Genomic DNA, 25,341 nt, shown 5'->3' with positions numbered 1-25,341 from the left:
GATATCCGATTTTTCCGGCTGGGAATTGCGAGAGTCGATCCGCAGCGAAAAGGCCATTTGATGTAAGTCGGAAGCGGAAAACGCGTCATCATTGAGTACCAAATTTCAGTCGTGCACGACTGGAGTTTCGTTCAGGAACACCTCGTACACATGCCCTATTCAGCCTCCGCCCGTTCCCCAGCGATCCGGTACTTCTATCGGATTGTCATTGCGATGGCGGTGATTGCGGTACAGGGAAGCCTTTCTGCTCAAACGTCGGTGGCGCCGGCCCAACAGCTCGTTCAGAACGAAGACGCAAAGACCGGGCGTTATTGGACGACCCGATGGGAATTTGAAAACGTCGACATCGACAAACTCGCTGGACGGCTAAAATCCATCGGCATTGATCTTGGGCTCCGTCTGCGCGGCACCGCGACCGTCAAACTGGACGTCGGGATTCCGCTGACGTCGTTAAGAGATGGTGCCGCCTATCGTTTTGATGGCACGTTAACCAGTCCGGGATTGGTGATCGATGATGTCGAACTGAAACACTTTGAAACGTCGATCTCCTATCGCAACGGGTTGGCAACACTCACGCGTCTGAAGTCACAAGTCGGCGGGCAAGATCGAAAAACAAGCGGAACGGTCGAAGGCAGTGGCAGTCTGCAACTGGTTCCGCGGGGAGATGCGACAGCCAAAATCAAGATCAACAACATCGCCCTCTCCCCGGTCAGCGACTTGATTGCCAAGTTCTTACCGTCGCAAAACGGTTTGTTACCGGAAGCAGGTCGGCTGTCGGGTGACATTCGCTTTCGCGCGCCCATCGACCGCATCAGCGAGATGGAGGCGTACGAACTTGCAGGGAAGGTCAATGGACAAGGATTGAAGCTCGCCAGTCTCCCGCCTGCCGATGTCAAAATCGGCGACCTCACGATTGAGGACGGACGCCTGAAATTCAGGGAACTCGATCTGATGGCTGCCCCATCGAATCTTGAACCATCCGGCATTCGCTTGATCGGTCGGGCCGACGTGCCGCTCGGTGGTCAAGGAGAGTTTTCGTTCGAACTTGCCGGCGACGATCTACCGCTCGGCGCGATCGCTCGACTTTCGAGTCGATCGACCGGGCGGACATCGCCGGCGGTGGTCGATGGCAAGCTTGACTTTCGCGTTCGTGGATCCGGTGTCCTCGCCCCTGAGACTGAAAAGTCGACGTGGAATATCGATGGTTCGGTCGCATCGCCGTCGCTGCAACTCGCAGGTATCGACCTGGGCGTTTTGGAACACACCATCCGATTCACGCCCAACCAATTCGACGTTCTGCCCCGGCGTGACGAAGCAACGTTGCCGGCGACATTCACGTTGGTGAAATTTCGATCGAAGTATTCAATTACCAGCGAAGCGCTCACCCTCCAGTCGCTTACGGCGACAGCCTTCGGCGGACAGATTTCGGGAACCGCCACGCTGCCCCGTGATGGCGACGGTGATTTGGTTGCCGGATTGTCAATTGCCGACATCCGTCCGAACTTTCGAATCCCGGCCCTCGGCAGGATTGCCCCAATCGCCACCGCCACCATCGCGGGAAACATCGACTGGCGTGCTCCGATCGACAAGCTATTGGATCCCAATCAACACGCGGGCACTGCAACACTGTCTGTCTCGGAGATCAAGATCAACGAAGAAAGGGTCGGCGAACTGGCCGCAGAACTTGTCGCGAAACAAGGCGAGTTAGCGTTGCAAGCGAGCGGCGATCTGTTGGGCGGGACGGTCAAAGTGCGAACCATCGCCAACATGCTGACGACCGATCGTTGGTCTGATGTGATGTCCCGACTCGGACAATCGGCCTTTCGTTTCGAACACTTGCCGATCAACCCATTGGTCGATCTGTCGGTCGGTCGTCGCGTCGGTCTGACGGGCCACGTGAGCGGCGACATCATCGCCGATTTCGACGGGCAACCAGTGTCCCAATCGAATCTCAGGGTAAAAGTGTCCGCTGAGTTGTCAGACGTCAATTATCGCTCGCGTCTTCTTTCGCGAAAGCTGACTCTGAACGGACGAATCGAAGAAGGTGTCTTGGTGGTCCAGCCGCTATTGGGCGACTACGCGAATGGATCGCTACGGCTCGACGGTCGCGTCTACTTGTTTGACCGTGACGAAACATTTCGCCCACGTGCGGACCTTCGTTTGGTTGCGTCCAGAATCCAACTCGATCGCGGACTGTGGTTTCTGGGCAACAAGGCAGAGCGAATCCAGGGACGAATCTCTACCAAGGCAACCATCACCGGGCGTCAAGACTCCGTTCGAATCCGAGGCAGCCTGCAGGGACGCGAGTTGGCCGCATACGACTTGCCGATCGGCGTGGCACGCGGGGCGCTCGTTGCCACCGCGAATTTGAGAACATGGCACTGGGATTTGAGCATCCCGTCGGTTCGATCAAGTGTCGGTGGCGGACAGCTCGACGGCGAACTGCACCTCGCCTCCGGTCGTCGTGGAGGCGTTGACATGACGAGCCGGTGGAAAACGCGGAGAGTCGACGTGTTTCGATTGACCAATCCGTTCGGTCGATCCAGTTCACTGGCGACTGGAGAAGTCACGGGCGAAATCTCACTCGGTGGCAAGTCCGTTCGATCGGTGGATGACCTCGCGGGTCGATTCGATTTTCAGTTGGGGCGAACGCGTGGTGCCGCGATTCCAGGCCTGATCGCGGCGTCGCAGTTTCTCGGCCCCGTCTCACTTGCCGGTCAAACCTTCGACGTGGGGGAAGCGAAAGGAATGATCGGTCAGGGTGTGGTTGTGATCGATGAATTCTGGCTGGGTGCCGACAACGCATTGGTGCGAGCGGACGGGAAACTCTACCTCCGCAGCGGTCGCATGGACATGATCGCACTGATTGCGACCGGCGACTATCGTGACATCGCCGCAAACCTTAGCCAATTGGCACAGAAGTATGCACTGCGTTCTCTGCTGCCCGCATCCGCGATCTTCAGCGTGACCGAACTGTTTCGCGATCGGACCGTGGTCATCGCGGTGCTGGGATCAACCGAAAACCCGATCGTGCGATTGCGACCGATCGAAACGTTTCGTGAAGAAGCCGCGCGGTTCCTGCTACGCGAAGGCCAACGGCTTCTCCTTGCGGGGACCTCATTGAGCGTATTGAATGGATTGGATGGAGGTTCATAGTTCTATCGCCAACACGATGCGTTCCGGTACTGCCGATGGCGCGTGTCGCCATAGCAAAACAGTTTTCAGCACGCGCGACCCACTCATCGAGCCGATTGTCTTTCTGGATAGTGTTCCATAACAATGGGTGAAGCGATGCAACGTTCTGTTTACCAAGGTCTGCTTGTTCTGGCAGTTCTGTTGACGGCCGCGAGTAGCGGCTGCGCACCCTTGGGGCTTTCACTGTATCCTTCGAACTCGACGCTCACGACAGAAGCCAAAACCGTTCTCGAAGCCTCTCGCATCCCCCACGGCATACCGCGAGAGAACGCCAAAAGTGCGTTGCCGCTACATTCGCTTCAACCGGGCGATGCACTGCTGATTGAACCTGTCAATCAGGACCGCGATCTGCGGCTACCGGCCGACCAAGCGGTTCTTGCGGACGGAACGGTCGACCTCGGTCCCTACGGCCGCGTCATCGTTGTCGGCAGGAATCTGGAACAGGCTGAAGCGTTGATTGAAAGGCAGATCACCGACCAGATTCGTCAGCAGATCTCAGCCTGTAAACCGTTCGTCAGTCCCGACGTCAAGGAATCACTCTCTAAGCCTCCGCTTCCAGACGACTGCGACACGATCGCCATCAACGTCAGACTGCTCGAACCTGTTCATCGCTTTTATGTCTTTGGTGAAGTGAACGCGCCCGGTTCCTTTCCGTTGACAGGCTCCGAAACGGTCCTCGATGCGATCGTCAGCGCCGGTGGACTGACGTCAAGCGCCAACCCGTGTCAGATCCTGCTGGCCCGACCAACCGATCCCGGTGAGTGCCGCGTCACATTGCCGGTGTGCTATCGCGAAATCGTCCAAATGGGCAACACCGCAACCAACTATCAACTGCAGCCCGGTGACCGCGTCTTTGTCGCCGCTCGGTCTTGCATGGACGAACTCATGTTCTGGCGGGCAAGTCAAACTTGTTCCCGTTGTTCCGGCTGCAACCGGGCCTGTCGCCACCCAGAACATTCGACGGCAAAACCGATGATGATGGTTGACCAGACCATGATCTCACCCGGCAGCGTGGGTTGGACGCAACTGACTGACGATCCGCTTCGACCAAGTGATCTGATGGACCTGGATGAAGTCAACGAGCGCTATCAACCGAATTATGACAAGTATTTCGACGATGATCTGCCCGGCGAACCAACGGGCTCCAAAGCCGGCAACTCGGATGTCGATGGTGAATTAGAGTTCGCGCCGTTGTCAGAGTGATGGCGAGGGAGCTGGGGCAGTGGCGTTGCCCTGGGACGTTGGATGGGTGAGCAATTCATAGACGGCATCGAAGGCTGGCTTGGGCCGTCGGTTCCGATCGAACAGCAACGGATGATTGACTCGTTGCCATGGGAAGTAGTTTAGCCAACTTTGTCCGTCGTGAAGGTTCCAGAATGACACTCTCTCGATCAGGTCGCTGTATTCGTTGAACAGCTTGAAGAGCTCGACGTACTGCTCGACCATCTGTTTCTCGATTTCCGGTGGCATCCCGTCTTGGTAGGGATCGAAGGTTTCGAGTTCGTCGCGGTACTTGCCGTCATCGGCCCACCAGCGGCCCCGTTTGACCACGTCGATGTCGAGTTCTGAGACAACGACTTTGATGTTCAATCGGCGAAGTTCATCAAACGTCGCTCGCAAGTCGGCAAGCGAGTCGTCGCCCAGTTCAAAGTGCCCCTGCATTCCGTACGCGTCGACCGGGGCACCGGCCGCTTTCAGTTGTTTCAAAAGCTCGATGAGTTTCGCCCGTTTGTCCGGCTGGTGCCCGTTGTAGTCGTTGTAGATCAGCAGCGCGTCCGGATCTCGGGCACGAGCGGCTTTGAACGCGGTGACGATAAAATCGATGCCCGTTGTTCTTGAATACACCGAATCACGAAGCATGTCGTCGTTACTGTCGCCGATCGCTTCATTGACCACGTCCCAATGCGTGGCGACATCGGCGTAGCGACCGACCACGGTGTCGATGTGCGTTTTAATTCGCTGAAGCAGCCGTTCTCGGGAGACGGGCTGGTCGCTTTCCTTCATCATCCATTCGTCGGTGCGATCATCTTTGGCCCAGACGAGGCAGTGGCCGACCAAGTCGATCTTGTTGGCACGGGCAAAATCCGCAAACGCATCGGATGATTCAAAGTCCCACCGATCTTCCTCCGGATGGATGCCTTGCGGCTTCATGCAGTTCTCCGGTGTCACCATCTGGAAATGTTGCCGAATCAGCGCAACGTCTTGAGGATCCTGAAGCACGTCAACGCCGACACCCACGCCAATCTTGAATCGTGTACCGACGGCATCCTTCAGTGATGGGGCGAGCTGCGAAGACTCGAAACCCGCCGGCCCGAACGGATACGTCGTGATTCCGATTCGGTCCAGCAATGCTCCGTTCTCGCGGTACTTGATCGTCAACAGGTGCTCGCCGGGTTCCAGCGTCCATGCAGCGAGTTTGCCCCATTGCCAGCCATTGGTCTGCAGTCCGTTGGCGGCCACGAATTCCTGGTCGTCGATCTTGAGCCAGAACGAGTCATCGTCCGCGGAAGGGCAGTTCACCCGAGCGTGCGCGTAGTACGTTGAGATCTTTGTCGTGGTGAACGGGACCGTCAACGCGGCCGTGTCGCCCGCAGGGACGGCTTGTGGGCTGTCGAGGTCGGGTTTGATCGTCAGGTACTTTCCTCCAGAGGCCTGCGGGTCAAGCTCGATAGTCCAGTCCGTTCCATGAGCGGTCGCCTCTGCCTCAAAGGTCAAGGTTTCGATGGATGCATCATCTGGTGTGGGGAAAGTGGATTTCCCTTTTGCCCAACCGTCGTACCAGAACTCGTGCTCTACCGATTCATAGGGGTGTCGGGTGACGGTGGTGTTCGCATCCGTCTTGCCCAGCAAAAACTTGTCGACAAAGGCTTCGACTTCCGGACGCTGACTGGCGGGGAGTCGACAATGCGGGTGACCGGCGACGATCGAAAATCCGAACCGGTCGCCAATTCCAAACGTTTTCCAGACTTCGTGAGCGGCTCGGCACGAGACATACCCCGACTCGTCGGCCAGCCATTCGTAGTCCGGATTGCCCAGCACCAACAACGCTCGCGGCGCAATCATCGCCATCAATTCATGATGGTCATAGGGAAGTTTCTCAACGGCGCCGGAAAACTGAAACATCTCCTCGAGAAACCACGCGCGACTGGTCTTGCCGAGGGTTTCCACGTTGCCCAGTGTTTCTGAAACCCGCCAGGCTGCGGCACCGCCTCCGCCGGATTCCTGGGCAATCGTCAGTGCGATCCGTTCGTCGAAGGCTCCGGCAAACAGGGCCATCTTTCCGGCAAACGAACAACCTGTCACCGCAAGACGCTTACGATTGATTGGAAGGTCATCCGCGACGAGTTCAAGGCCATCAATGATTCGGCTGATTCCCCACGACCAGGCGCTGTAGGCGCCGATGTCGGTCAACTCTGGATAGAGCCGATTGATCGGTTCCTCGCCGCGTTTCTGCTGATGAGCCATCACCTGACTGAAATTGAACGCGATCGTCGCGATCTTGCGGTTGGTAAAGATTTCGGCAGGAAGGCTTCCGCTGCCGCCGCCGAAACCAATCCCGATGACGGCGGGAAAGGGCCCGTCACCCTCCGGCATTCGAACCCGAGCCGTCAGCGTCAGCGTCTCACCGTTCTCGGTCGTCTTCACGGTGAGCGTGTTATTCTCGAAGCTGGCGACGATCCCGTTTGGCTTCGGTGGCTTCTTCCCAATCCCATACGTTTCGATCTCCGCTTTGATCTCCGATCGGCGACGCTCCCAGTCGTTGAATTCGGTCGAACGCCCGCTGCCATCCGACCAGGCGAACGGATCTGGAAGAGACCGAATCGCAGGCAACTCGTCGAAATCGGGGAGCACAGGCTTCGGAACCGTTGAGCCGGTGTGCTCAACGTCGTAAACCAGTGGAACGTCCTGGGCGGGGCACGCCATGGTGGCGAACAGGACGAGAGTGATCAGTGAACCGATCACCGCCAGTGGCATGGCTTTTCGCATGATTGAACACTCCAGGAACGACGTCGTTTCGAGCACGCTCGCGTCAGCTTACCACAGACAAATGGACCGGAAATCAAACCGGCAGGCTTTCAAATTCAGGAATCCTAACCAGTCGGGGGGCAATGCGTTTCCGCTGCGTTGGCAACTTTCGACTCATATCGAACCGATCTGCGTTACGCTACAGTTCGGCATCCCATCGCATTCCATTGGCCGAGCAAAACCATGTCAAACGTCGATCAATCAGCCCCGCAGAAAGAGAACGCCCTGGCGGGATCAGAACACACCGAAAAGATCAAGTCGCAGGTTCTGGAAAAAGTCGGCAGGCCCCCACGCCTGCATCGCGTCGAGGTCTGTCGTCACCACAACGGCAACTATCGGGTCAACGTCTGGGAGAGATTGGAGCCGACAGGGGACTCCGCATACTCAACCCGTGCCCACATTCTGTCGTCCTACTATTTAAAGGTCTCGGATTCTGGTGAGATCATTCGCAGCAACCCCCCGCTGACCAAACTGCGTTTCTCAGCTTGAACTTGACCACCGACCGCCCACGGTGAAGCGTCTCGCCGGTGAGGGGGCGCGACAGGACCGATGGACCTGATGCGCCCTCCGTGCCCGATTGGTCCGATCGGATGATCGCTGCCCCATGATCGTTGCCCCGGCACGCATCACCTACTAAAAACACTCACCCGCGAATTTCCACCACTCGCGCGAGCGTTCATTCGAAGTCGTAGACCGCGAACACGCTGACTTGGAATCGAAGGCCGTCGATCGCGTTTGCGGTGATGTCCTCACCAACTTCTCCGTCCTCCTCCTCATCGTACGACCAGTACATTTCGGACGCCATGTACGCGGAGTACGAAGAGGCACCGGACGAGCCCCCGTTTTCCGTCGGCCACAGCGTTTTCAATTTCCCCAATTTGACGCCGAGCGCCTCAGCGGTCACGGCGGCCGACTTCTTTGCCTTCTCGATCGCCGACTTCATCGCCTCGCGCCGTTGCTCGTCACTGATTTTGCCGACGAACAGAATGTTGGGACCGCCGCTATTGCTGCTGTCTATCGAGTAGCCATAGTTCTCGTCCATCATCGCCTGCATTTCTTTCATCTTTTCAAGCGACTCTTCGTCGATTTCCGGCTTATTCTTTTCTCCTTTGAAATCGCGCTGGCTGATTTGGTCTCTCAGCCCTTGCGGCAGCAGCGACAGTGCGTCGGCATCTTTGGTCGGCAACGGCCAATCGACTTTCAGTGACGTGGTTGCGGTGTATACGGTCGGAACAGAATCCATGTCGGGAGCGGCTTGTCCCATTTGCCGCTGCATCATTTGCATCATCTGCATGTACTGACGTTGTTCGGAATTCTCATTCCCACCGGAGGAGAGTTGTGTCGAAGTGAATTGAATCGAATCGGTGTCCGCGTTCATCTCGCCTAATTCTTTACGAACGCGTTCCTTATGTGCCGCCAACGAACGCACGGCCGACTTGGCGTCTTTTCCCTGCGCTTGGATCGACATCGTCAATCGGAGCGCCGACGGCTCGACCGCGACGACGGCCGTCCCCCGCGCGACGATGCCTTCAGGCATGGACGAAGATTGAGCAACGGTGATTGCCGGGGTCAGCAAGCCGATCGCCAAAACAATCCCGGCCAGGCGTGTGGTTCGTAAAAACCGGTTCGGTGCCATTCGCGTCGCGTCCCATTTCATGATCTACTCCCAAAGTGCTGTCGTGTGAGGACGGGGTTAAAAGGAAAACATGCCATCGTATTCTTGCAGATGAGTCTTGATGATTTTTTTGACGCGGTCGTCGCGGAGTGGCTGGAGTGCCGTCCGAACGGCCTCCTCGTCCTGCCACTCGACCACTTCCGCGCAGCGACGATAGATCTCGATCGCGTCATCGTCGGTCCGTTTCGCTTTTGCCAACGCGATGGCCAACAACGTCAGTGGGCGTTCGACGCCGCCGAGTCGATCGAGTAGCGGATCGAGCGGTATTTCTTTTCCCAGCGAAACGAGCAGCGTGTCGGCGATCGCGGCCGAGGTTTTGTTCTCAGTCTTGCTCAGTCGGTTCAAGGTGTCTTCCGAGAGCGACTGTGTGGTCCTCTGCAGCGGGTGCAAGCCCGCGCTGCGATAGACCACGGGGACGCCGATGTTCTCTTCCTGTATCCCCTCAAACGAGTTATTGCAACTGAGCCGCAGTAGAGCCGCGTCGACAATCTCGTGGTTCGGATGTTCCAGTAGGACGACGGCACGATCGACCGAGAGCGACGACAGGTCACCCAACGCCAATGCGGCTGCAGTGCGGCGCAGTATCGCGTCTTCGGCAGACTGTTCGACCAAAACGAGCGCTTCGGCGGTCGCATGGCGGCGACTGACCCTGGCGAGGACCGCCAACAGCACGGCGCGATGTCGAGGCGATTTTGCCGACGTGTATCGGTCGATCAGCCATTGTGTGACCTCGGCTTGGTGCGGATGAATGCCACTGACTTTGCGTTTGGCCAACAGGCCCGAGTCATCCGTCGCCAAGTCGTCTTCGTCGACGAGCGTCGCATGATGATCGCCGAGTCCGCCGGTGAGGGAGCGTTGCAGCAAGTGCACCAATCGGATCAACGATTCGTTCGACAGGTCCTCGGATCGACCGAGAAACTCATCCAGCGCGTTCGCAATCTCTGTCGACTCGATCAACGTGGCGGCGTCCCAGTTTGCTGCCAACGAACTGTCTGTTTCTTCCGACGTCAGGTCGTTCAGATGATCCCGCGCCCATTTCACGCGAGCTTCCGCCGGCAACCAGTCGACGACCAAATCCACACTCGGATCCGTGTCGGAGGCCTGCTGCGCCGCTTGCAAGATCGCGTCGGCACGGCCAATATCCCCACAGGTCGCCAATGCCGCGTTGGCCCAGCGACGTTCGGTTTCGCTGCCTTCCACTGTGCCTTCCACTGTGCCTTCCACTGTGCCGTTCTGGGTGGCGCCGGATTCGGCAATCTGACGCAGGATCGGTTCGCAGTTGCGGATCCAGGTAGGCCGCGCCAGACTCTCATCATGCTGCTGCCACCGAGTCATCCAGTAAGCTGCACTTCCGAGTCGACTGGGGTCCACGTGTGAAAGCCGCTCGGAGTCTTCGCCGTCGACTGCTTCGGACTGCCCGGCAGGATTCGCCGGTGCGTTGCCAAACAGCGACGCCGCCAAGTCCAGCGGAGACGAATCTTCCGATGCCGTTTCCATCTCGGATTCCGGCTCTGCATCTTCGTTCGATCCGCTTGCTCCAAAGAATCCGCCAATCTGGTCGAGTTGATCGGTTTGCGACGTTGATTCTTGGTCCGACGTCGTGTCTTGGTCAGGCGTATTCACGCTGTCCGCAACCGTTTCGTTCTCTGGAGCGGTGTTTTTTTCACCCGTTTTACTGAAGCGTTCAGGGATCGGTCGCATCAATTCGATCGCTGCGATCGCCCGCCCTTCGGTCATCGAGAACGCGAGACGCCACCGCTCCAACTCGTCTGCCACGCTTTTCTCGCGAAACTCTTCCACACAAGGAATGAACGCCCGCATCGCCGCCACCCGGACATCGCGGTTCCCCGATTGCAAGAGATCGTCCAAGCGATAGCGGAGCGTGGTCGGCGAAACCTCGGTCATCAGCAACGCCGCCTTGGCATGATTCTTTGGGTCGTCGTCGTCGAGCCATTTTTTACTCAATTCAATCAGCGGAACCATCAATTCCCCGCGTTCGTGTTCTTCCACCGACGCTATGATTTCGCGAGTGCGATCCATGTCCGAGAGCAGGAATTGCGCGACGGCCTCTGCGGTCCGTTTACTGACCACCTTCGGTACCAAAAACTGAGCCTTCTTGGCGACGAACGGGTCGGGATCACTGGTGTGTTTCATGACGGCATCCGCGATCGGTTCGCTGACGACCGAACCGCTGCCCTCGAAACTGAACGAGTAACGATTTTCGCTAACGAACTCGCTGACCGCATCCAAGGCGGCGGCTCGGACGCGCCAACGTTCGTCGTCGATCAATTCCGCCAACGCGTCACTCGCTTCAACGTTGGTCGACAACTGGCCGAGAATCTTGGTCGCATAGAGAAGCAGGTCCTCGTCCGATTCGGTTCGCAGGTATTCGACGAGTCGTTTGGTGATTTCATCGTCGGGATCTTCGGAGAGTTGTTTCAGCACGGCCGTGCGAACACTGGGACTCTCATCGGACAACAACTTTCGAATCCGTTCATCGCTGGTCAGTGCCCCGATTCGGTGCAGAGCGGCAACCGACAATTCGCGGACCAAGGGATCGCGATCGGTGGACAGTTCATCAATCAACGGCTCGTCTTGCGAGCTTACGCCGGCGAGCAGTTTTTCCGCCGCTGCATAATGCGTGGGCCCGTCCAGTTTGGCGAGCGATTCGATCAACCCTGCGTTGGCGAGTCGCGTCGTCCGGCCGGCGAAGACGCTGTAACGCACCTGCCGCAGCAATTGTCGCTGGCGGTCGGTCAACGATTCCACGGTCGACTCGATTCGCTTGGATTCAGTGGCCGCCGGCTGACCGACCGCGACCGCACGTTGGATCAGCTCGCCGTGACGCAAGCTGGGCGCGGTGATCAGTTCACGCAGCAACTCGCCGACCTGTTGCTGGTCTGCCTCGGATGTGTCTCCGTCCGATCCCGCCGGATCGTTCGCCGCGGGCAACGCTCTCAGCCACTTGACCAACGGGGTGGTGGTTTCGGTGTTGATCGAGTCCGGTACCCAGGGATCGATTCCGGCCGTCGGAGCATGCCACGCGGTCAGGATTTCCAGCGCCGTTAACTGAGCGGCAAGGTTGCCGACACGCAGTTTGTCGACGACAGTCGCCGCAGTCACGCCCCGATGGTCGGACATCCGTTTCGCGGCCGCGGTCCGCACAGAAGCCGATCGCCAGGACAACAATTCCGCGAGCTGTTTGATCTCGTCAGCGTCGGGCGTGTCGGAAGCAAAAAGCACCGACTGCAGAACAGGGTCCGCCTGTTGTTGGTATTCATCCAGCCAAGCTTCCAGTTCGTTCAACGGCTGATAGCCGGATTGCGATGCGATGACCGCGCCCGCTCCGTCGAGAATACGCAGCGAAGGCAACGCGCCGACTTGGAAGCGTTCCGCGACGGCTTCGTTCAAATCGACATCGACAAACGCCACCACCCAATGCTTCAGGATGGACTCGGCTTCCTCGGTCGCCAACTCTTGTTCCAGCAATCGACACCACTGACACCACTCGGCACCGAAGAGTACCAGAATCGGACGCTGCTCCAGCAACGCCAGTTGCCGGCCCGGTTCGAACCCGTCAACCGCTTCGATACGGTCTCCCACTCGGCGTCTTTTCTTAGATTTCGGCGTCGCGTTTTCCGCCGGCCCCGATTCGATGCTCGATCCAGTCGCAACGTCTTCAGAGCCATCATCGGCTGACACCGACTCCGATTTCGATTCTGGCGTTTTTGATTTGCCCGGCGTTATTGATTTACTTTGACCGGAACCGAAAAATCCATCGATCAAATCGACGGAATCTTGATCGGTCTTGGCGGAGGAAGTTTCGGGCGGGTCATCCGATCGCGCGGTGCTGGCGGGAAGACAACTGATCAAACACCCAACAACAGCGACCCACAAGGGCAACGTTCGCTTGCTCACAAATTGGCCTCGGAAGAATTTGGATCGTCACCCGACCGGATCGGATCGACGCCATGGATAATCTTGGCCCAATAGGCATCGTATTGGAAATGCGGGCTGTTCTCGCGATCGTGGCAGCGCACACACTGTCTCGCAGCAACCCATGGGGTCTTGATCTTGGGGTTGTCGACGTGCTGGCGTGACGGGCCGTGACAGTTTTCACACCTGACATGCACTTGCTGACCGGACACGGCAACATTTCGGAACCCGCCTTCGAGCCCGTACCCGGTGGTATGGCACTGTTGGCACGACGGGTCGAACTGCGCGCCCTTGCTGACCAGGACCTCCCAGGCATGGGCGTGACGGGACTGATGCCACAACGAATCGTCCGCGGCATGGCAGGCGGCGCAACGCTGCGTGCCGGCGATTTCATATCCGTCGCGGCCACTGGCCAGCCCGGACACCAAACCGGTTTGATCGGCTGAAAAGTCGATCGTCGACAAGCGTTCGTAATAGTGTTTCAAATTGTCGAGTTGCCGATCGTCTTCCTTCAAGTCGCTGGAAACTTCGATCACGTTGGCATCGGTGGCGCGGTAGTTCGACGCGTCGGCGGAGCCCCTGAAGACCAACTTGCCGACGTACTTTCCCTTGTTCGTTGCCGACATCACCGTCACGTCGCCGATCTGCTTCGGGCTCATCGATTGGCCCGTCGGTCCTCCCAAAACCCCGTGGACTTCGGGCAGCGCCGCGGCGAGCGACTGTAGTTTCTGTTGGTCCATGTAGGCCAACACGATTCGAACGTCCGTTTCCGACTGGTCGAACGCGTCAATGACCGCGGAGACTGGATCCCGGGCGGTCCAGGCATCGCTGTCGATCATGTCGGGGTCCATCACTCCAGCGATTCCCACGCGGCACCCGCCGATTTGCTCGACGATCAGTCGTTCGGGAATCCAATCACCAGCCCGGGGAACAAGATTGGTCGACAACCAGGGTGTGTCGGTCGCATCGGCGAGTCGTCGCAGCACGGCCGGGCCGAGATCGGTTTCGGGCTTGCCGACGTTGTGGGCGCGCAAATCCATCCGCATCATGCCACGAAGAATCGATTCGAGTTTGACTTGATGATAGTCCGACGTGCCACTGGCGGAACCTCCCACGTCAACAAACAGGGTAGGACGCTCGTTCCGATTCTGATCGATCAGCGTTCCCCGTCGGGCCAGCCCGCCGGATTGATTCGAGGCGCAACCGCAGGGAGTGATCCAACCCGCTGTATCACCGCTGAAGATCACGCCAAACGTTGCCGGCACACGTTCGCGACAGCCCGTGGCCATCAGCAGCAACGTCAGCCAGCCGATCTGCCCGGCGATCGTGTTTCGCAATTGCGTGGTTCCCACACGCGACGACGTTCTCATTGCAGCAAGCTGTAGATGACGATGTTGACGTTGACTTGTTCCGCGTTCGTGATTTCGTTTCCGCCACAGCAACAACAGCCTTGAGCATTGGAGGTGTCGTTCAATCCGTCCTGTGAGTACAACACGCCGAGCCGAGAACCCCAGTGGATTCCTTCGATGGGTCGAGGCGTTCCGTGTTTGGCTTTGAGTTCACTGATGTCGTACGCGGTATGAAAAATCAGGTGATCCATCGGCAGTGGTTTCATCTCCTGTTCCGGAAAGACTTTGACCATCTCGCGGCGGAAGGACCGATTCCATTCGGGCGAAGAGCAGCCGGCCGAAGCCAACAGGAAACCGCCGCGCTCAACGAACCGGCGCAGGTGGTCGCGTTCCTCAGGCAACAACTCGAATTCGCCTTCTCCGGTCATGATCAGCATCGGAAAGTTGTAGATTTCGTCCGAAGCCAACTTGACCGAGTGCAGTCTGCGCGTCGTGCTGATCGAGGAGTCGATTTCCGCCTTGCGCAGAAAGTCATCGGCGAAGCATTCGCTCGTCTTGGTACCGGCATAGATCAAATTCGCCACTTGGACGATGCTTTCCGATTCGCCTCCCTGAGACTCCGGATCGGCCACCACATTGGTGTCTCCTTTCGCTACGTCCTGAGAATCCGTCTCGTCGGCTCGCAAGGGCGCGACGAGGCACGCCAAGGAGAGTCCGCCGAGGACGAGAAGCAGCCGCCTGAATTTCGATCGTTGAAAGCACATGGTTCACTCTCCCAATTGCTCGGCGAGTTGACGAAAATATTCGGAAACCTTGTCGCGGTACTTCCCCGGGACTGCTTGTTGGGCTTGACCACCACCGGCGTCGACCGGCGCGGCGTCGACCGCATCGGGCTGTCCGTCGCCCGGCGAACCGGTGTGAACCGAAGCGACTCCGTTGGATGTCCGGTCGCCGCGCCCCTGGCTGTTGCTTTGAACCGGTGACGGCATCGCGCCGTACATGCCGACGTTGTTGGGACCGGGATGACGTTGGGAATATCCTCCGCCGGCTCCCCATCCGAATCCCATTCCGGGTTGGCCACCGGGACGCATGCCGCTCGCTCCCGGCTTCATGCCCATCAATTCCAAGATCTGCTCGATCGAATTGCCCAGGTTCGCGCCGCCCGAACCGGGGTTGAACGACATTTTGCAGTTCTCGCAGGCCTGGTTGCCCATGCCCTGGCATTGCCCTAGAAAGCTTTCCAAAATGTCGGCGGCCGTTTTCGCATCGTCGTGCGCCGCATCAAACTCGCTGTTCAACAGGCCAGTTTGAGCGGACATCATTTTCGATTCTGCGGCGCTTTCGCGAACGGCTTCGACGAACTCCTGCGCGGTCTGTCGCAGTTTTTCCAGATCCGGCTGATCGGGGAGCGCCCGGGCGTGCGTCTCGATGTCGTCCAGCAATTGATCGAGCGCTTGCCGCAATTGCTGTTGTTGAGACTCCAATTCAGCGATCCGACGCTGGTCCGGCTCCTCCGCAGTGTTCAATGAGTTCAACCGGCGTTCCAAGTCTCGTTGTTGACGGACAATTTGTTCGAACCTTCGTTGATCCACGATCAACGGCATGACCTGTTGCAGTTGCTCCAGCGGTTGCACCGCATTTTGTTGAAGTTCGTTGCGTTCCGATGCCACCTGTTCGGCCATCTTGCGCAAGTGCTCCTGTTGTTGTTTGCTTAGCGGTTGTTGCGAATTCGGATCGTCCGCCTTGAGACTCGCCAATTGCTCGGACAGGTTTTGAATCTGCTTGGCTTGTTCGGCAAGTCGCTTGGTCAACTCGCGATCGACGTCGATCGGCATCGCTTCATGGCTGAATTTTTCCATCGCCTCGGCTGCGGCTTGGGCGGCTTGTTCGGCGGCGGCCAGTTTTTCGTGCAACGCTTGTTGGGCTGCGGGTGTCCCGGATTCGGCGGCCGCTTTGGCGGCTTCGTCGACCGCCCGCAACGCTTCGGCAAGTTGTTCCAAATGCCGCTGCGACGCGGCGTACTTGGCCTGCAAACTTTCGATGCCTTGGCGTCGGAGATTCAATTGGTCAAATTCCTGCCGCGAGATGATTCGCACGATCGTCACGGGCGATTCGGCACCTTTGGCGCCCGCGGGGTCGTTGTCCTCGATCCGCGCGAACAACTGAATTTCGTCTCCGGGTGTCAACCCGTATCGCCCCAGCGGCAGATTCCAACGCGCCAGTTGTTGTCGGGTTCCGTCGCTTTCCAAGTCCATCTTGCTCGCCGGCGATCCGTTCAACGAACGATAGAGAGACAGACGCGAGATTCCGTAATCGTCGGCGCCTTCAATCGTGACCGGAATGCGAATCTCGGGAATCGCCAACGAGACCGGACGCGGCGACGTGATACGCACGACCGGGCGTTGATCCTGATGCAGCGTGATGTTGCCGCTGATCGTCTCACGCGACGTGATCCCGTCGACATCCGTCACCGACAGCGTGAACTGGCCGGGCCGGACCAAGGGCATGGAACCGTAAACGGTCGACGACTCGGCATCGAGTTGACCGCTGAGAAACGATCGGGCGACATCTGACTCGGGCTGCAACCGGAGCGATTCGGTGGTTCCGTCGCGATACTTCAGCTCGACCGTCCCGGTTGCCAGGGGACGGTTGCTGCTCAATCGCCACGCCACTTCGGTTCCGGCCAAGCTCTTGATGCCGTATTCGGGAATCGGACCTTCATAGGTCGCATCACGCGTGTAGGCGGGCGGTGTGATCCGTACCGTCGGCGGCAGCAACTGGGGCGTCATCGTCACGGACAGTTCGTGATACCGAGATCGGGAACGGCCGGTTCTCGCGTACACCGTCAGCGGCTCAGTCACATTGCTCAGCATGGCTTGCCATTGAGACTCGGAACCGTCGTCGCTCGCGTCGGCGGCCGGTAACATGGGCAACACGTTTTCATCGCCGGGGCGAGTGCGGGTGACCAGTTGCATGCGATCCACTCGGGCGCCCGAACTGGTGACGCGAATCAACACGTCATCCCCGTACAGCACCGAATCCTGTTCGAGCTGCAGTTCAATCAGCACTCCGGTGTAGGGCGGCACGTCGGAAGTGGGGGAAAGCAGACGTTGCACTTGGTTCTTCGCAATCCCGGGAACGATCATCGCCACCAAGATGACGGCTCCCAAGATGGACGACAAGACGATCGAAGGACGCCGGAGCGTTTCAGAACGAAACACATCTCCCGCCGAAATCGAGCCCGCCAATTGTCGAGACCGATCGATGGCCAGGGAGGCCAGTCCCAGCGTCAACACGCTTTGCCGAGGCTGTGGCCGCGATTCCAATTGCAAGCCCGCGCGGATCTCCCCGCCGGTGCCCTTCGCCTGGTCAATTTGCTCGGCAATCGTTTCGTCGTTATGACAGACCAAACGAGTCACCACCAGCGCCGCAGCGATCGTCAGTGCCGCCGGCGGTGCGATCCGAGAAACCCACCAACGCACTTCATCCGGTAACGCCCAAACCAGATCGATCCACATCGCCGTCAACCAAATCACAACAACCGCCGCCAGCGACCACAGCAGCATCCGCGTCGACGCGAGCAGCAGCCAACGCCGGCGAAACGGACGCAGTACCGACGAGAAACTCGTTCGACCTGTCGAAGGGTTGGGCGTATCTATCGAGGACATGTTGTTCGCTTGTTGGTTGAAGTCCCTGTTTCAGTCAAAAAGCCGTTGTCGGTCAAAAAGCCGTTGTCGGTCAAAAACCCGTTGTCGGTCAAAAAACCTGCCTCATTAAATCAGTCCGGATCGTCTGCGAACGATCCAAGTCGCAACCCACGCCCCGAGAATACTGATCAAGGCAAGCGGATGATCCCACAACGTCGTCCGGCGCACTCGATCGGATTGGCTCGAACGGAGCCGTTGCTCGTAACGCTCCACCACGCTCTCGATCTTATCAGGATCGATGACCTCGCCGCCGCTCTGCCGGGCAATTCCACGCATCAAATCTGGGCGTGCATCGACCTCCAGCCGCTCAAACCAGGGGTCGCGGACTTCGATCGACGTTTCTGCGACCACCCGTTCGCTCTCGCCGACGACTACGCGTGCGGAGTGAATTCCGACGGGTAGATTCCCGAAATCGACTCGAAAAAAGTCCTCTTGAAGCCCCGATGCCGCCGGATGAAAACGCTGCGGCAATTCACTGTCGGCCGATTCGAGTAGCACACTCAGTCCCAAATCGTTTTCTCCCGCTACGAATTGACTCGGTTCGCGAACCAGCAGCGAAGCGGTCACCCGGTTGCCGGCGAGGAACGTTGCTCGGTCCGGGCGAATCGCGACCGGTTGTCCGGGAAGAAAGTCCTGGGAAGAAATCACCCAGGCGATCAGGGACTGCCACAGCGACCAGTAAACGTCGTCTTTGTCGGCGTGATCGGGCGGCAAGAACGCCCAACGCCACATGCCCGCACCTTCCACCACGATGGTCTGGCCGCTGCCGTAGTGTTGGTAGGTGACCACGGGGACCGTGTTGCCGCTGCCGTCGGCGACACTTTGAATCAACACCTGGGGCAGCCCCAGGCGCGACCGGGGAATCGCCGACGATGACAACGACGGCAGACTCGCCAACGCGTCACGTCCTTTGGCGAGCAGCGGATCAAACAGGGCGGTATCGAGTCCGTGCTGCGTGACACGCGTGCGAAACCGCGTTTCGGATTGGCCCTCCCAACGAACCGGAAGAATTTCTGCGAGCCGTGTGGCGATTTCATTGCTCGGCGCGCCGCGGGCACAAACCAGACATCCTCCCGACTTGGCGATCCATTGCCTCAAGTTCTCAATGCCTTGCGGAGTCAAGAAACGGTCGGCGTCGCGGCCCAGCAAAACGATTCGATAGTCGTCGAGTAACTCCATCTTCTCCAGCGGTGACGCCAACTCGGTTTGAATCTGCCAATTCGGAGTGGTCGTTTCATCATCAGACGCGTCGTCGAGCGCAACTGAATCAGAGGCCTCGAACGTCGGCGTGATCCGGCGCTGCAAGAATCGTTCGTTGCCCAGCCGGACGATCGAAGTCAACCGCACCATCGGGTCGCCGCTCAGATTGCGAGACAGGAATTTGCTATCCCAATACGGTTTCCCTTCGAGCAACAAAACGCTGATCGGAGAATCCAATCGCTGGACGAAGATCGTCGTTTCGTTGTCTGACGTCGTCGCCTCGCCGGGGACGCCCGAGGCAACGATGCGGAATCGCTGCAATGATTCTCGCGGCCCTCCCGGGATCGTAAAACGGATCGATTGATTCGGATCGTCGCCGAGCTGAATCGTCTGTTGATCGATGACATCCGAATCGGCGAGCAGCCGAACGCGCGTCGATTGTCCCGCCAATCCGGCATGCCCCAGCCGAGCCCGCAAGATCAAATCCTGATTGGGAAACGCAATCATGCGGGGTGACCGCGACGCCACGGAAAGGTTCTTCAGTCCCACTTCGCTGCCCAGCGTGACAGTATAAACGGGCGTGGCAAGCGAGTTGGCTTCGGAGGCGCGCGACAACACACTTTGGGTCGTGCCGGCGTTGTGGGCTCCATCGCTTAGCAACACGATCGCATGGCCGAGCGGCGAACCGTTGCGCACGACCGAACCCAATGCGGATGCCAGATCGGTGCGATGGCCGTGTGAAACCGTGTCGTCTGCAGTTGACTCGTCACCGGCCGCCGGCAACGTGCGGACTTCGTCGGAGTAAAAGACCTGCTTGATCACCTCGATCTCGTCGCGTTGGGGATCGACCCGGCGGGCGAGTTCCAATCCGCGCGCCCAGCGAGATTGCCCGCGATCGCCGTCGGCGTCTTCCACGGTCATGCTGGCCGTGCCGTCCAACAGCACGGTCAAACGGGGTTTTCCCGAAGGCCGCGGAATGGGTTGAATGTGAACCGGGTTGAGCGTCACGGCGAGCGGGCCGACCAAACCCAACAGCATCATCAGCGTGATGATCCAACGCCGCAGACGCCCCACCGACCAATCGCGTCGCAACAGGTACAGGGCGATCACGGCGGCCGACAACGCGGCGAGCGCCCACCACAGTCCCATCGGAATTCGAGGTTCAATCGTCCACATGAAGCGATTCCTCAATCAGATCGTTCATCAAACTCGAAACCCTCGGAGCATCGCGATTTCACTGATCAAACCCAGCAGACAGACCACGATCAGCCACGTCCACCAATGATCGTCTTCGTCGTCCTCGGATGACGGCGTACTGTAACCGACTCGGCGTCCTTCACCGACGCGATCCTTGAGCACCGTTTCGTCGAGTGCCTGCAGGTCGGACTCCAAACCGGGCGCCGCCGTCGCGACTGCCATCACGGTCTGGTTTTGTTGTCGGACTTCATAGACGCCCGGTCCGGCCGGGTCTTCCCAGGCCCAAACAAAGCCGCCCTGGGGCGTCTGACCATTGGCCGCCCCCGTGGTCTGCAACCGTCCGTACTCGTCCGCCACCGGCGTGGCGTCGGTTGCCGGGCGAACCGTCAACGCCTCGACGCTCTGAACTTCGGCCGGTAGCAGTCGCACCAACGGGTCGCCGCAAGCGACAGCACCGGTGTCCAAACCGCCGCGCAGCAACCCTTGAACCAGCTCACCAAGGATCGGCACAAAGGTCGCTTGCACCGGCCAATTCGATTCACCCAAGTCCGCGTTCAATACGCCGACTTTGCCCGCGTCTGCGCTGGTTACATAGAGCAGCGCGGAGGAATCGCTCAGTTCGGCGAGCACCTGATCCCGCAACCCTTCGTCCATCGCTTGAGTCGGTAATCCACCGCCGAGGCGAACCGGGCGCAGCGCCGCTTCGACCGTGCTGCCCAAGACCCGAAACGGCTCCTGACGTCCGGAGACGCGACTGATAAAGAGGTCTTTTCGCGATCGCGCCGCCGAGCCGGACAACAATTGCACCGGTGGCTGAAACCCGGAACCGAAGGCCTCGCTCAATCGTTGCAAATTCATCGCATCGGCCAGTTCACTGGTCACGTACAACAGCCCCCGCCCCCGACGGATGTTTGCCGCAAGAAACGAAACCGCTTCGTCGTCGAGCGCGCCCGGATGATCGATCACGAACAGGTCGGCCGCAGGCCATTTGCTCGGACGCATCCGCATCGGATGGATTCGTCGAAGCGGAGATGCTCCATCGGATCGAGCGAGCGTGATGCTCAACGCTTGCTCCAAAAACCAACTGCTCGACGGTGCCGCCGACTCCGATTGCCGCGACAGCAGCACCACATTGGGTGTGTCGCGGACTTCGACCGTCAGCGGACGTGAGTCGTCTTCGCTGAGAGCGTCCAGGTTCGCCGTCAGTGTCACGAAGCCGTGTTTCCAGCCCGCTTGGTCGAAGGTCAACGAATGGGTTAGCGTTCGTGAACCGCGTGCAGGCACCTCAGCGTCCAACTGCTGCTGCAAGCGATCGACAGCAAGTTGGCAAGAGACGTTTTTGTCGTTGTCGCTGAAATTCGCCACGTCGATTTCGATTTGCGCCGGTTGTCCGATGATCGGTTGCTCGGCGAATCGGACTTGGGTGATGGCGACGTTGTCGGTGACTGAGGAAGCGACGGCGTGAAACTGCACCTCGGTGCCTTCGGGTAGACTGTCCAGGCGAGAGGTGCCCCAAGAGCCGCGTTGAAAATCGCTGATGATCACCAACTCGCGTTTTTCGTGATTCGCTTCAGACAACATGCCCGCGGCCCGCTCGAGCGCCGCGTGAACGTTGGCCTGTTCCGAACGCACCGTCACTTCCTCCACCGCGCTGCGCAGCGACGGCAGGTTGGGAGAAATCTGATCGAAAACCGTCCGAGGCTTTGCTCCCATGAAGATCACGCCCGCTTGAACACCTCGCAAGCCGTCGAGGAATTCGATCGCGGCGGCTCGACCTTGCGAGATCCGTTGGGCGCCGCCGCTGCCGGCCGCCATGCTTTGACTGACGTCCAACAAGACCACACGTGCGGTGTCGCCTTCGGCCGTTCGTGCGACCGCCGGGCCGTCGTCGAAATAAGGCCGCGAAAACGTCGCCACCAACAAACAGATCGCAGCGATGCGGAGCAGCAAAATCAACCAATCGCGGAGCCGACTCCGCGCGCGGCGCTGCTGAATCACTTCTTGCAACAGCTGAATTGTCGAGAGCGGAAACTCGACCGGCCGTGGTCGCGTCAAAAAGTGGACGGCCAACGGCGCACCGACAACCAGCACACCGATCGCAATCGCCCATGGATTCAAAAATGCCATCGCCGAGACGTCCTCACCTATGCTCCGCGAACCACCAGGAAGGACCGCAACACATCCAGATAGCTCTCGCTCGTCGAGACGCGATAGTAGTCGCACCCGGTGCCGGAAAGCACTTTCCTCGTCGAATCCGCCAGGGCTTCGAATCGTTGTTGATACGCGCGACGCACTTCGCTCAACTGACAGTTCACCACGCCATCCCCTTCCAACCCCGCGAACCGAAACGCATTGCCGTCGGGCAAGTTTTGCTCGTCGGGGTGAATCAGATGAAGCGTGATCACCTCCCATCCGCGGGCGCGAAAGTTCCGTAGTCGGGCGACGACTTCGTCCATCGAATCGACCAGGAAGTCACTCAGCATCACCAGCACACCACGCCGCGTCGATCGATTCAACAAATCCTCGAGTCCTTGGGCCAATCCGGTCGCACCGGCGGGCGTGAGCTGTTCGATCGTGTGGTGCATCAACTGACGCGTTTGTAGCGAGGAACTGGGCGCCAGGTAGTCATCGAGCCCTTGACCGATGACTGCCAGGCCAGCCGCGTCGCGACCGAACACGATCAGGTGCGACAGTGCCGTGGCGAAGTGTTGCATCCATTCGAATTTGCTGCCGCGCAAGTCTTGACGACTGCCGCGCGTGATGCCGCCTTGAGCCATCGACCCGCTGCCGTCGAGAACCAGCGTGCAATTCAAATCGGTGTCGTCTTGAAAGATCTTCAGGTACGCGCGTCCCATCCGCCCCATCGCTTTCCAGTCGATGCGACGGACATCGTCACCGGGCGAGTATTCGCGGTAGTCGACGAACTCGCCCGCCCCGCCTCGACGGCGCGAAATGTGACGCCCGCTAAAACTACCGTCGACCGCGCGACGCGGCGAAAAACGCATCTGTTCGAATCCGGCCAGCGCGGACGCGTCGAAGAATCGACTGACGTAGGGCTGGGTGTGGGAGGACGACAAGTTGGACAAGCGATGATCCAGGGCTAAGCGGAAAACGTGCTAGGTCGTCAAGATGGAATCAACGAGCGATTCGATGCCAAAATTGTCACCGATCGCGCGGTGGTTCAAGATGATTCGGTGTCGCAAGATCGGCAGTGCGACGGCGTGAATGTCCGCGGGAATCGGTGCCGTTCGTCCTTCCAACAACGCCCGCGCTTTCGCTGCGAGCACCAGGTTTTGACTGCCCCGCGGACCGGCACCGAATGCCACATAGTTTGCCACCGTCTCGGGCGCCGACTCCGAATCGGGACGCGAACGAATGGCGATCTCGACCGCTTGATCAACGACGACGTCGGGCACGGGCACGGCACGAATGGTTCGGCGGAGCTCCAAAAAGGCATCGCGGGGCAAGCGGCTTTCCGGGATCTCGACCGGGTCCGCCGTCGTCTTCAAGACGATTTCTTTCTCCTGTGCCTTCGACGGGTAGCCGATATGAATCTCCATCATGAACCGATCCAACTGCGCCTCCGGCAGCGGATACGTGCCTTCCTGTTCGATCGGATTCTGAGTCGCGATCACCAGAAACGGTTCTTCCAGCGGATGTGTTTCACCGCCCACCGTGACGTGGCGTTCGGCCATCGCTTCCAGCAGTGCCGACTGCGTCTTCGGCGCCGCCCGGTTGATCTCGTCTGCCAGGACCAGATTGGCAAAAACCGGTCCCCGTCTGAATTTCATGTCGGTGACGCCGGTCGATGCATCACGCCCGAGCAGTTCGTAGCCGGTGATGTCGCTGGGCATCAAGTCGGGCGTGAATTGAATCCGCGAGTACCGCCAATGAAACGCGGTCGCCAAGGTCTTGACCATCAGCGTTTTGGCCAGCCCCGGAGCGCCGACCAGCAGCGCGTGTGAACCGGTCAACGCACAGATCAACAGCTGATCGAGGACGGCGTCCTGACCCACGATCGTTTGCTTCAACTGCTGTCGAACCTTTTGGACTTGTTCCAGAAATGATTCCGCCGCGTGACTTGCATCTGCAGTCTCGAGTTGACTATTCAATCCCGCCCTCGCTTGAATCTACGATCGTGTTGACAAGAACCATCAATTGACAAGCCGGCGCGAGAAGTGTGACGCTTTCTGCGTACCGAGCCCTTCCTGGAAAGTCTAAGATTAAAGAAATTCAGGGCGCCCGTCCACAAAATTAAAAAAACAAATGGTACCGTTGGCTTCCGAAGTAGACTGGAATCTGTGTCTGCCGTTCTTCAAGGTCTCTCGTTCCACAGGCCGATCCAAGACGAAGGGTAAGAAGATTTGAGAGTGAGGAAAATCGCTGACGACGACGAATCGCAGCGGGGATTCTTTTTCTTACCTCCGATATCTTCTTACCGATTTCCAGCGGCCGGTTCGGAAAGGAGTGGCAAAACAATGAGGGCGGAACGATTCCAGGCCGTAGCATGTCGCCGCTTCAAGCAGCTTTTTGATCTCGACTTCATCTGGCTGCTGAGTCGACTGTGCTTGGTCAGAAAACGGCTGCCCAACGTCAATGACGCCAGCCTGTTCCTGTTCATCAACCGACGCAACGAGAAACTCAAGGCGCTCGACTGGGATCGGGACGCAACGGCGATCGGGTACAAGTGCCTTGAGCATTGCCAGTCTTCCTTCGCTTGACCGATTCCTTCTGGCTTTAACATGGCAAGGACACAGCACGCCTCGCCGCGAACTGCTGCAGAGTTGCCGTTTGGCTTCATTGCCAATCGTCCTGCGAGAGGTGCGATAGGATTTGCCGAAGGGATCGGGCCACCACCGCGGAATCCCCCGACAAGATTCCCCGGCAAGCTTCCCCGCTTCAGTCTCACTCTGAGCGCGACTGCTGTCATTTTGACGGCAGGGGCGGCTTCTGGATTGCGGATGGATTAGCAGGCAATTTACCCGGGAAATTGGCCATTGAATGTCCGTTGTCATTAATTGGCATGTCGTTAGCAATAGGTGGCACTGGTGATGGA

The 25,341-nt window shown here is 58.8% G+C and carries 14 protein-coding genes; 4 read left to right on the top strand and 10 right to left on the bottom strand.

Translation table 11 applies throughout. The annotated features are described in order from the left end of the window. The first annotated feature begins 150 nt into the window (after nt 1-150). The gene (locus TBK1r_RS30790) at nt 151-3,156 is read left to right on the top strand and encodes an AsmA-like C-terminal region-containing protein (RefSeq protein WP_145219130.1); all 3,006 of its coding nucleotides are present in this window, start codon (nt 151-153) and stop codon (nt 3,154-3,156) included. A 135-nt stretch (nt 3,157-3,291) separates the two neighbouring features. Further along, nucleotides 3,292-4,398 (top strand): polysaccharide biosynthesis/export family protein, encoded by a 1,107-nt coding sequence (locus TBK1r_RS30785; RefSeq protein WP_145219128.1) that lies wholly within the window; start codon nt 3,292-3,294, stop codon nt 4,396-4,398. Here the strand turns inward: TBK1r_RS30785 and TBK1r_RS30780 are convergent. Continuing rightward, complete coding sequence (locus tag TBK1r_RS30780) at nt 4,390-7,182, bottom strand: endo-1,4-beta-xylanase (protein ID WP_145219126.1); 2,793 nt, start codon at nt 7,180-7,182, stop codon at nt 4,390-4,392. The two genes, TBK1r_RS30785 and TBK1r_RS30780, sit on opposite strands and share 9 nt — an antisense overlap. Before the next feature lie 222 nt (nt 7,183-7,404). Between TBK1r_RS30780 and TBK1r_RS30775 the strand changes: the two genes are divergently transcribed. Next, nucleotides 7,405-7,710, top strand: a complete 306-nt coding sequence (locus TBK1r_RS30775) for a hypothetical protein (protein ID WP_145219124.1) — start codon at nt 7,405-7,407, stop codon at nt 7,708-7,710. A gap of 187 nt (nt 7,711-7,897) precedes the next feature. Here the strand turns inward: TBK1r_RS30775 and TBK1r_RS30770 are convergent, their stop codons facing one another. From TBK1r_RS30770 to TBK1r_RS30730, 9 genes are all read right to left on the bottom strand, one after another. Beyond that, nucleotides 7,898-8,878 carry an SIMPL domain-containing protein gene (locus TBK1r_RS30770; protein WP_145219122.1) on the bottom strand — a complete coding sequence of 327 codons (981 nt, stop codon included), beginning with the start codon at nt 8,876-8,878 and terminating at the stop codon, nt 7,898-7,900. A gap of 36 nt (nt 8,879-8,914) precedes the next feature. Then, nucleotides 8,915-12,814 carry a HEAT repeat domain-containing protein gene (locus TBK1r_RS30765; RefSeq protein WP_145219119.1) on the bottom strand — a complete coding sequence of 1,300 codons (3,900 nt, stop codon included), beginning with the start codon at nt 12,812-12,814 and terminating at the stop codon, nt 8,915-8,917. After that, nucleotides 12,811-14,202: a multiheme c-type cytochrome gene (locus tag TBK1r_RS30760; RefSeq protein ID WP_145219117.1), complete on the bottom strand. Its 1,392-nt coding sequence runs from the start codon at nt 14,200-14,202 to the stop codon at nt 12,811-12,813. The genes TBK1r_RS30765 and TBK1r_RS30760 overlap by 4 nt, the downstream gene beginning before the upstream one ends. Further along, nucleotides 14,199-14,945, bottom strand: coding sequence for a DUF4159 domain-containing protein (locus TBK1r_RS30755; protein WP_145219115.1), 747 nt, complete (start codon nt 14,943-14,945; stop codon nt 14,199-14,201). Before TBK1r_RS30755 ends, TBK1r_RS30760 begins: the two co-directional genes overlap by 4 nt. Before the next feature lie 3 nt (nt 14,946-14,948). Further along, entirely contained in the window at nt 14,949-17,849 is a 2,901-nt protein-coding gene (locus TBK1r_RS30750; RefSeq protein WP_145219113.1) for a coiled-coil domain-containing protein, read from the bottom strand. A gap of 105 nt (nt 17,850-17,954) precedes the next feature. Then, complete coding sequence (locus TBK1r_RS30745) at nt 17,955-20,264, bottom strand: vWA domain-containing protein (RefSeq protein WP_145219111.1); 2,310 nt, start codon at nt 20,262-20,264, stop codon at nt 17,955-17,957. 27 nt (nt 20,265-20,291) lie between these two features. After that, on the bottom strand, nt 20,292-22,412 hold the full coding sequence (locus tag TBK1r_RS30740) for a vWA domain-containing protein (RefSeq protein WP_419580564.1): 2,121 nt from the start codon (nt 22,410-22,412) through the stop codon (nt 20,292-20,294). 17 nt (nt 22,413-22,429) lie between these two features. Next, entirely contained in the window at nt 22,430-23,371 is a 942-nt protein-coding gene (locus TBK1r_RS30735; protein WP_145219107.1) for a DUF58 domain-containing protein, read from the bottom strand. A 30-nt stretch (nt 23,372-23,401) separates the two neighbouring features. Then, on the bottom strand, nt 23,402-24,397 hold the full coding sequence (locus TBK1r_RS30730) for an AAA family ATPase (protein WP_145219104.1): 996 nt from the start codon (nt 24,395-24,397) through the stop codon (nt 23,402-23,404). Nucleotides 24,398-24,763: 366 nt separating this feature from the next. Between TBK1r_RS30730 and tnpB the strand changes: the two genes are divergently transcribed. Next, nucleotides 24,764-25,006 carry an IS66 family insertion sequence element accessory protein TnpB gene (gene tnpB / locus TBK1r_RS30725; protein ID WP_145219102.1) on the top strand — a complete coding sequence of 81 codons (243 nt, stop codon included), beginning with the start codon at nt 24,764-24,766 and terminating at the stop codon, nt 25,004-25,006. The last annotated feature ends 335 nt before the right edge of the window (nt 25,007-25,341 follow it).

The organism is Stieleria magnilauensis, assembly GCA_007753675.1.
Taxonomy (GTDB): Bacteria; Planctomycetota; Planctomycetia; order Pirellulales; family Pirellulaceae; genus Stieleria; species Stieleria magnilauensis.
The sequence above is the reverse complement of the archived record's forward strand: the minus strand, read 5'-3'. Positions and strand labels throughout refer to the sequence as shown.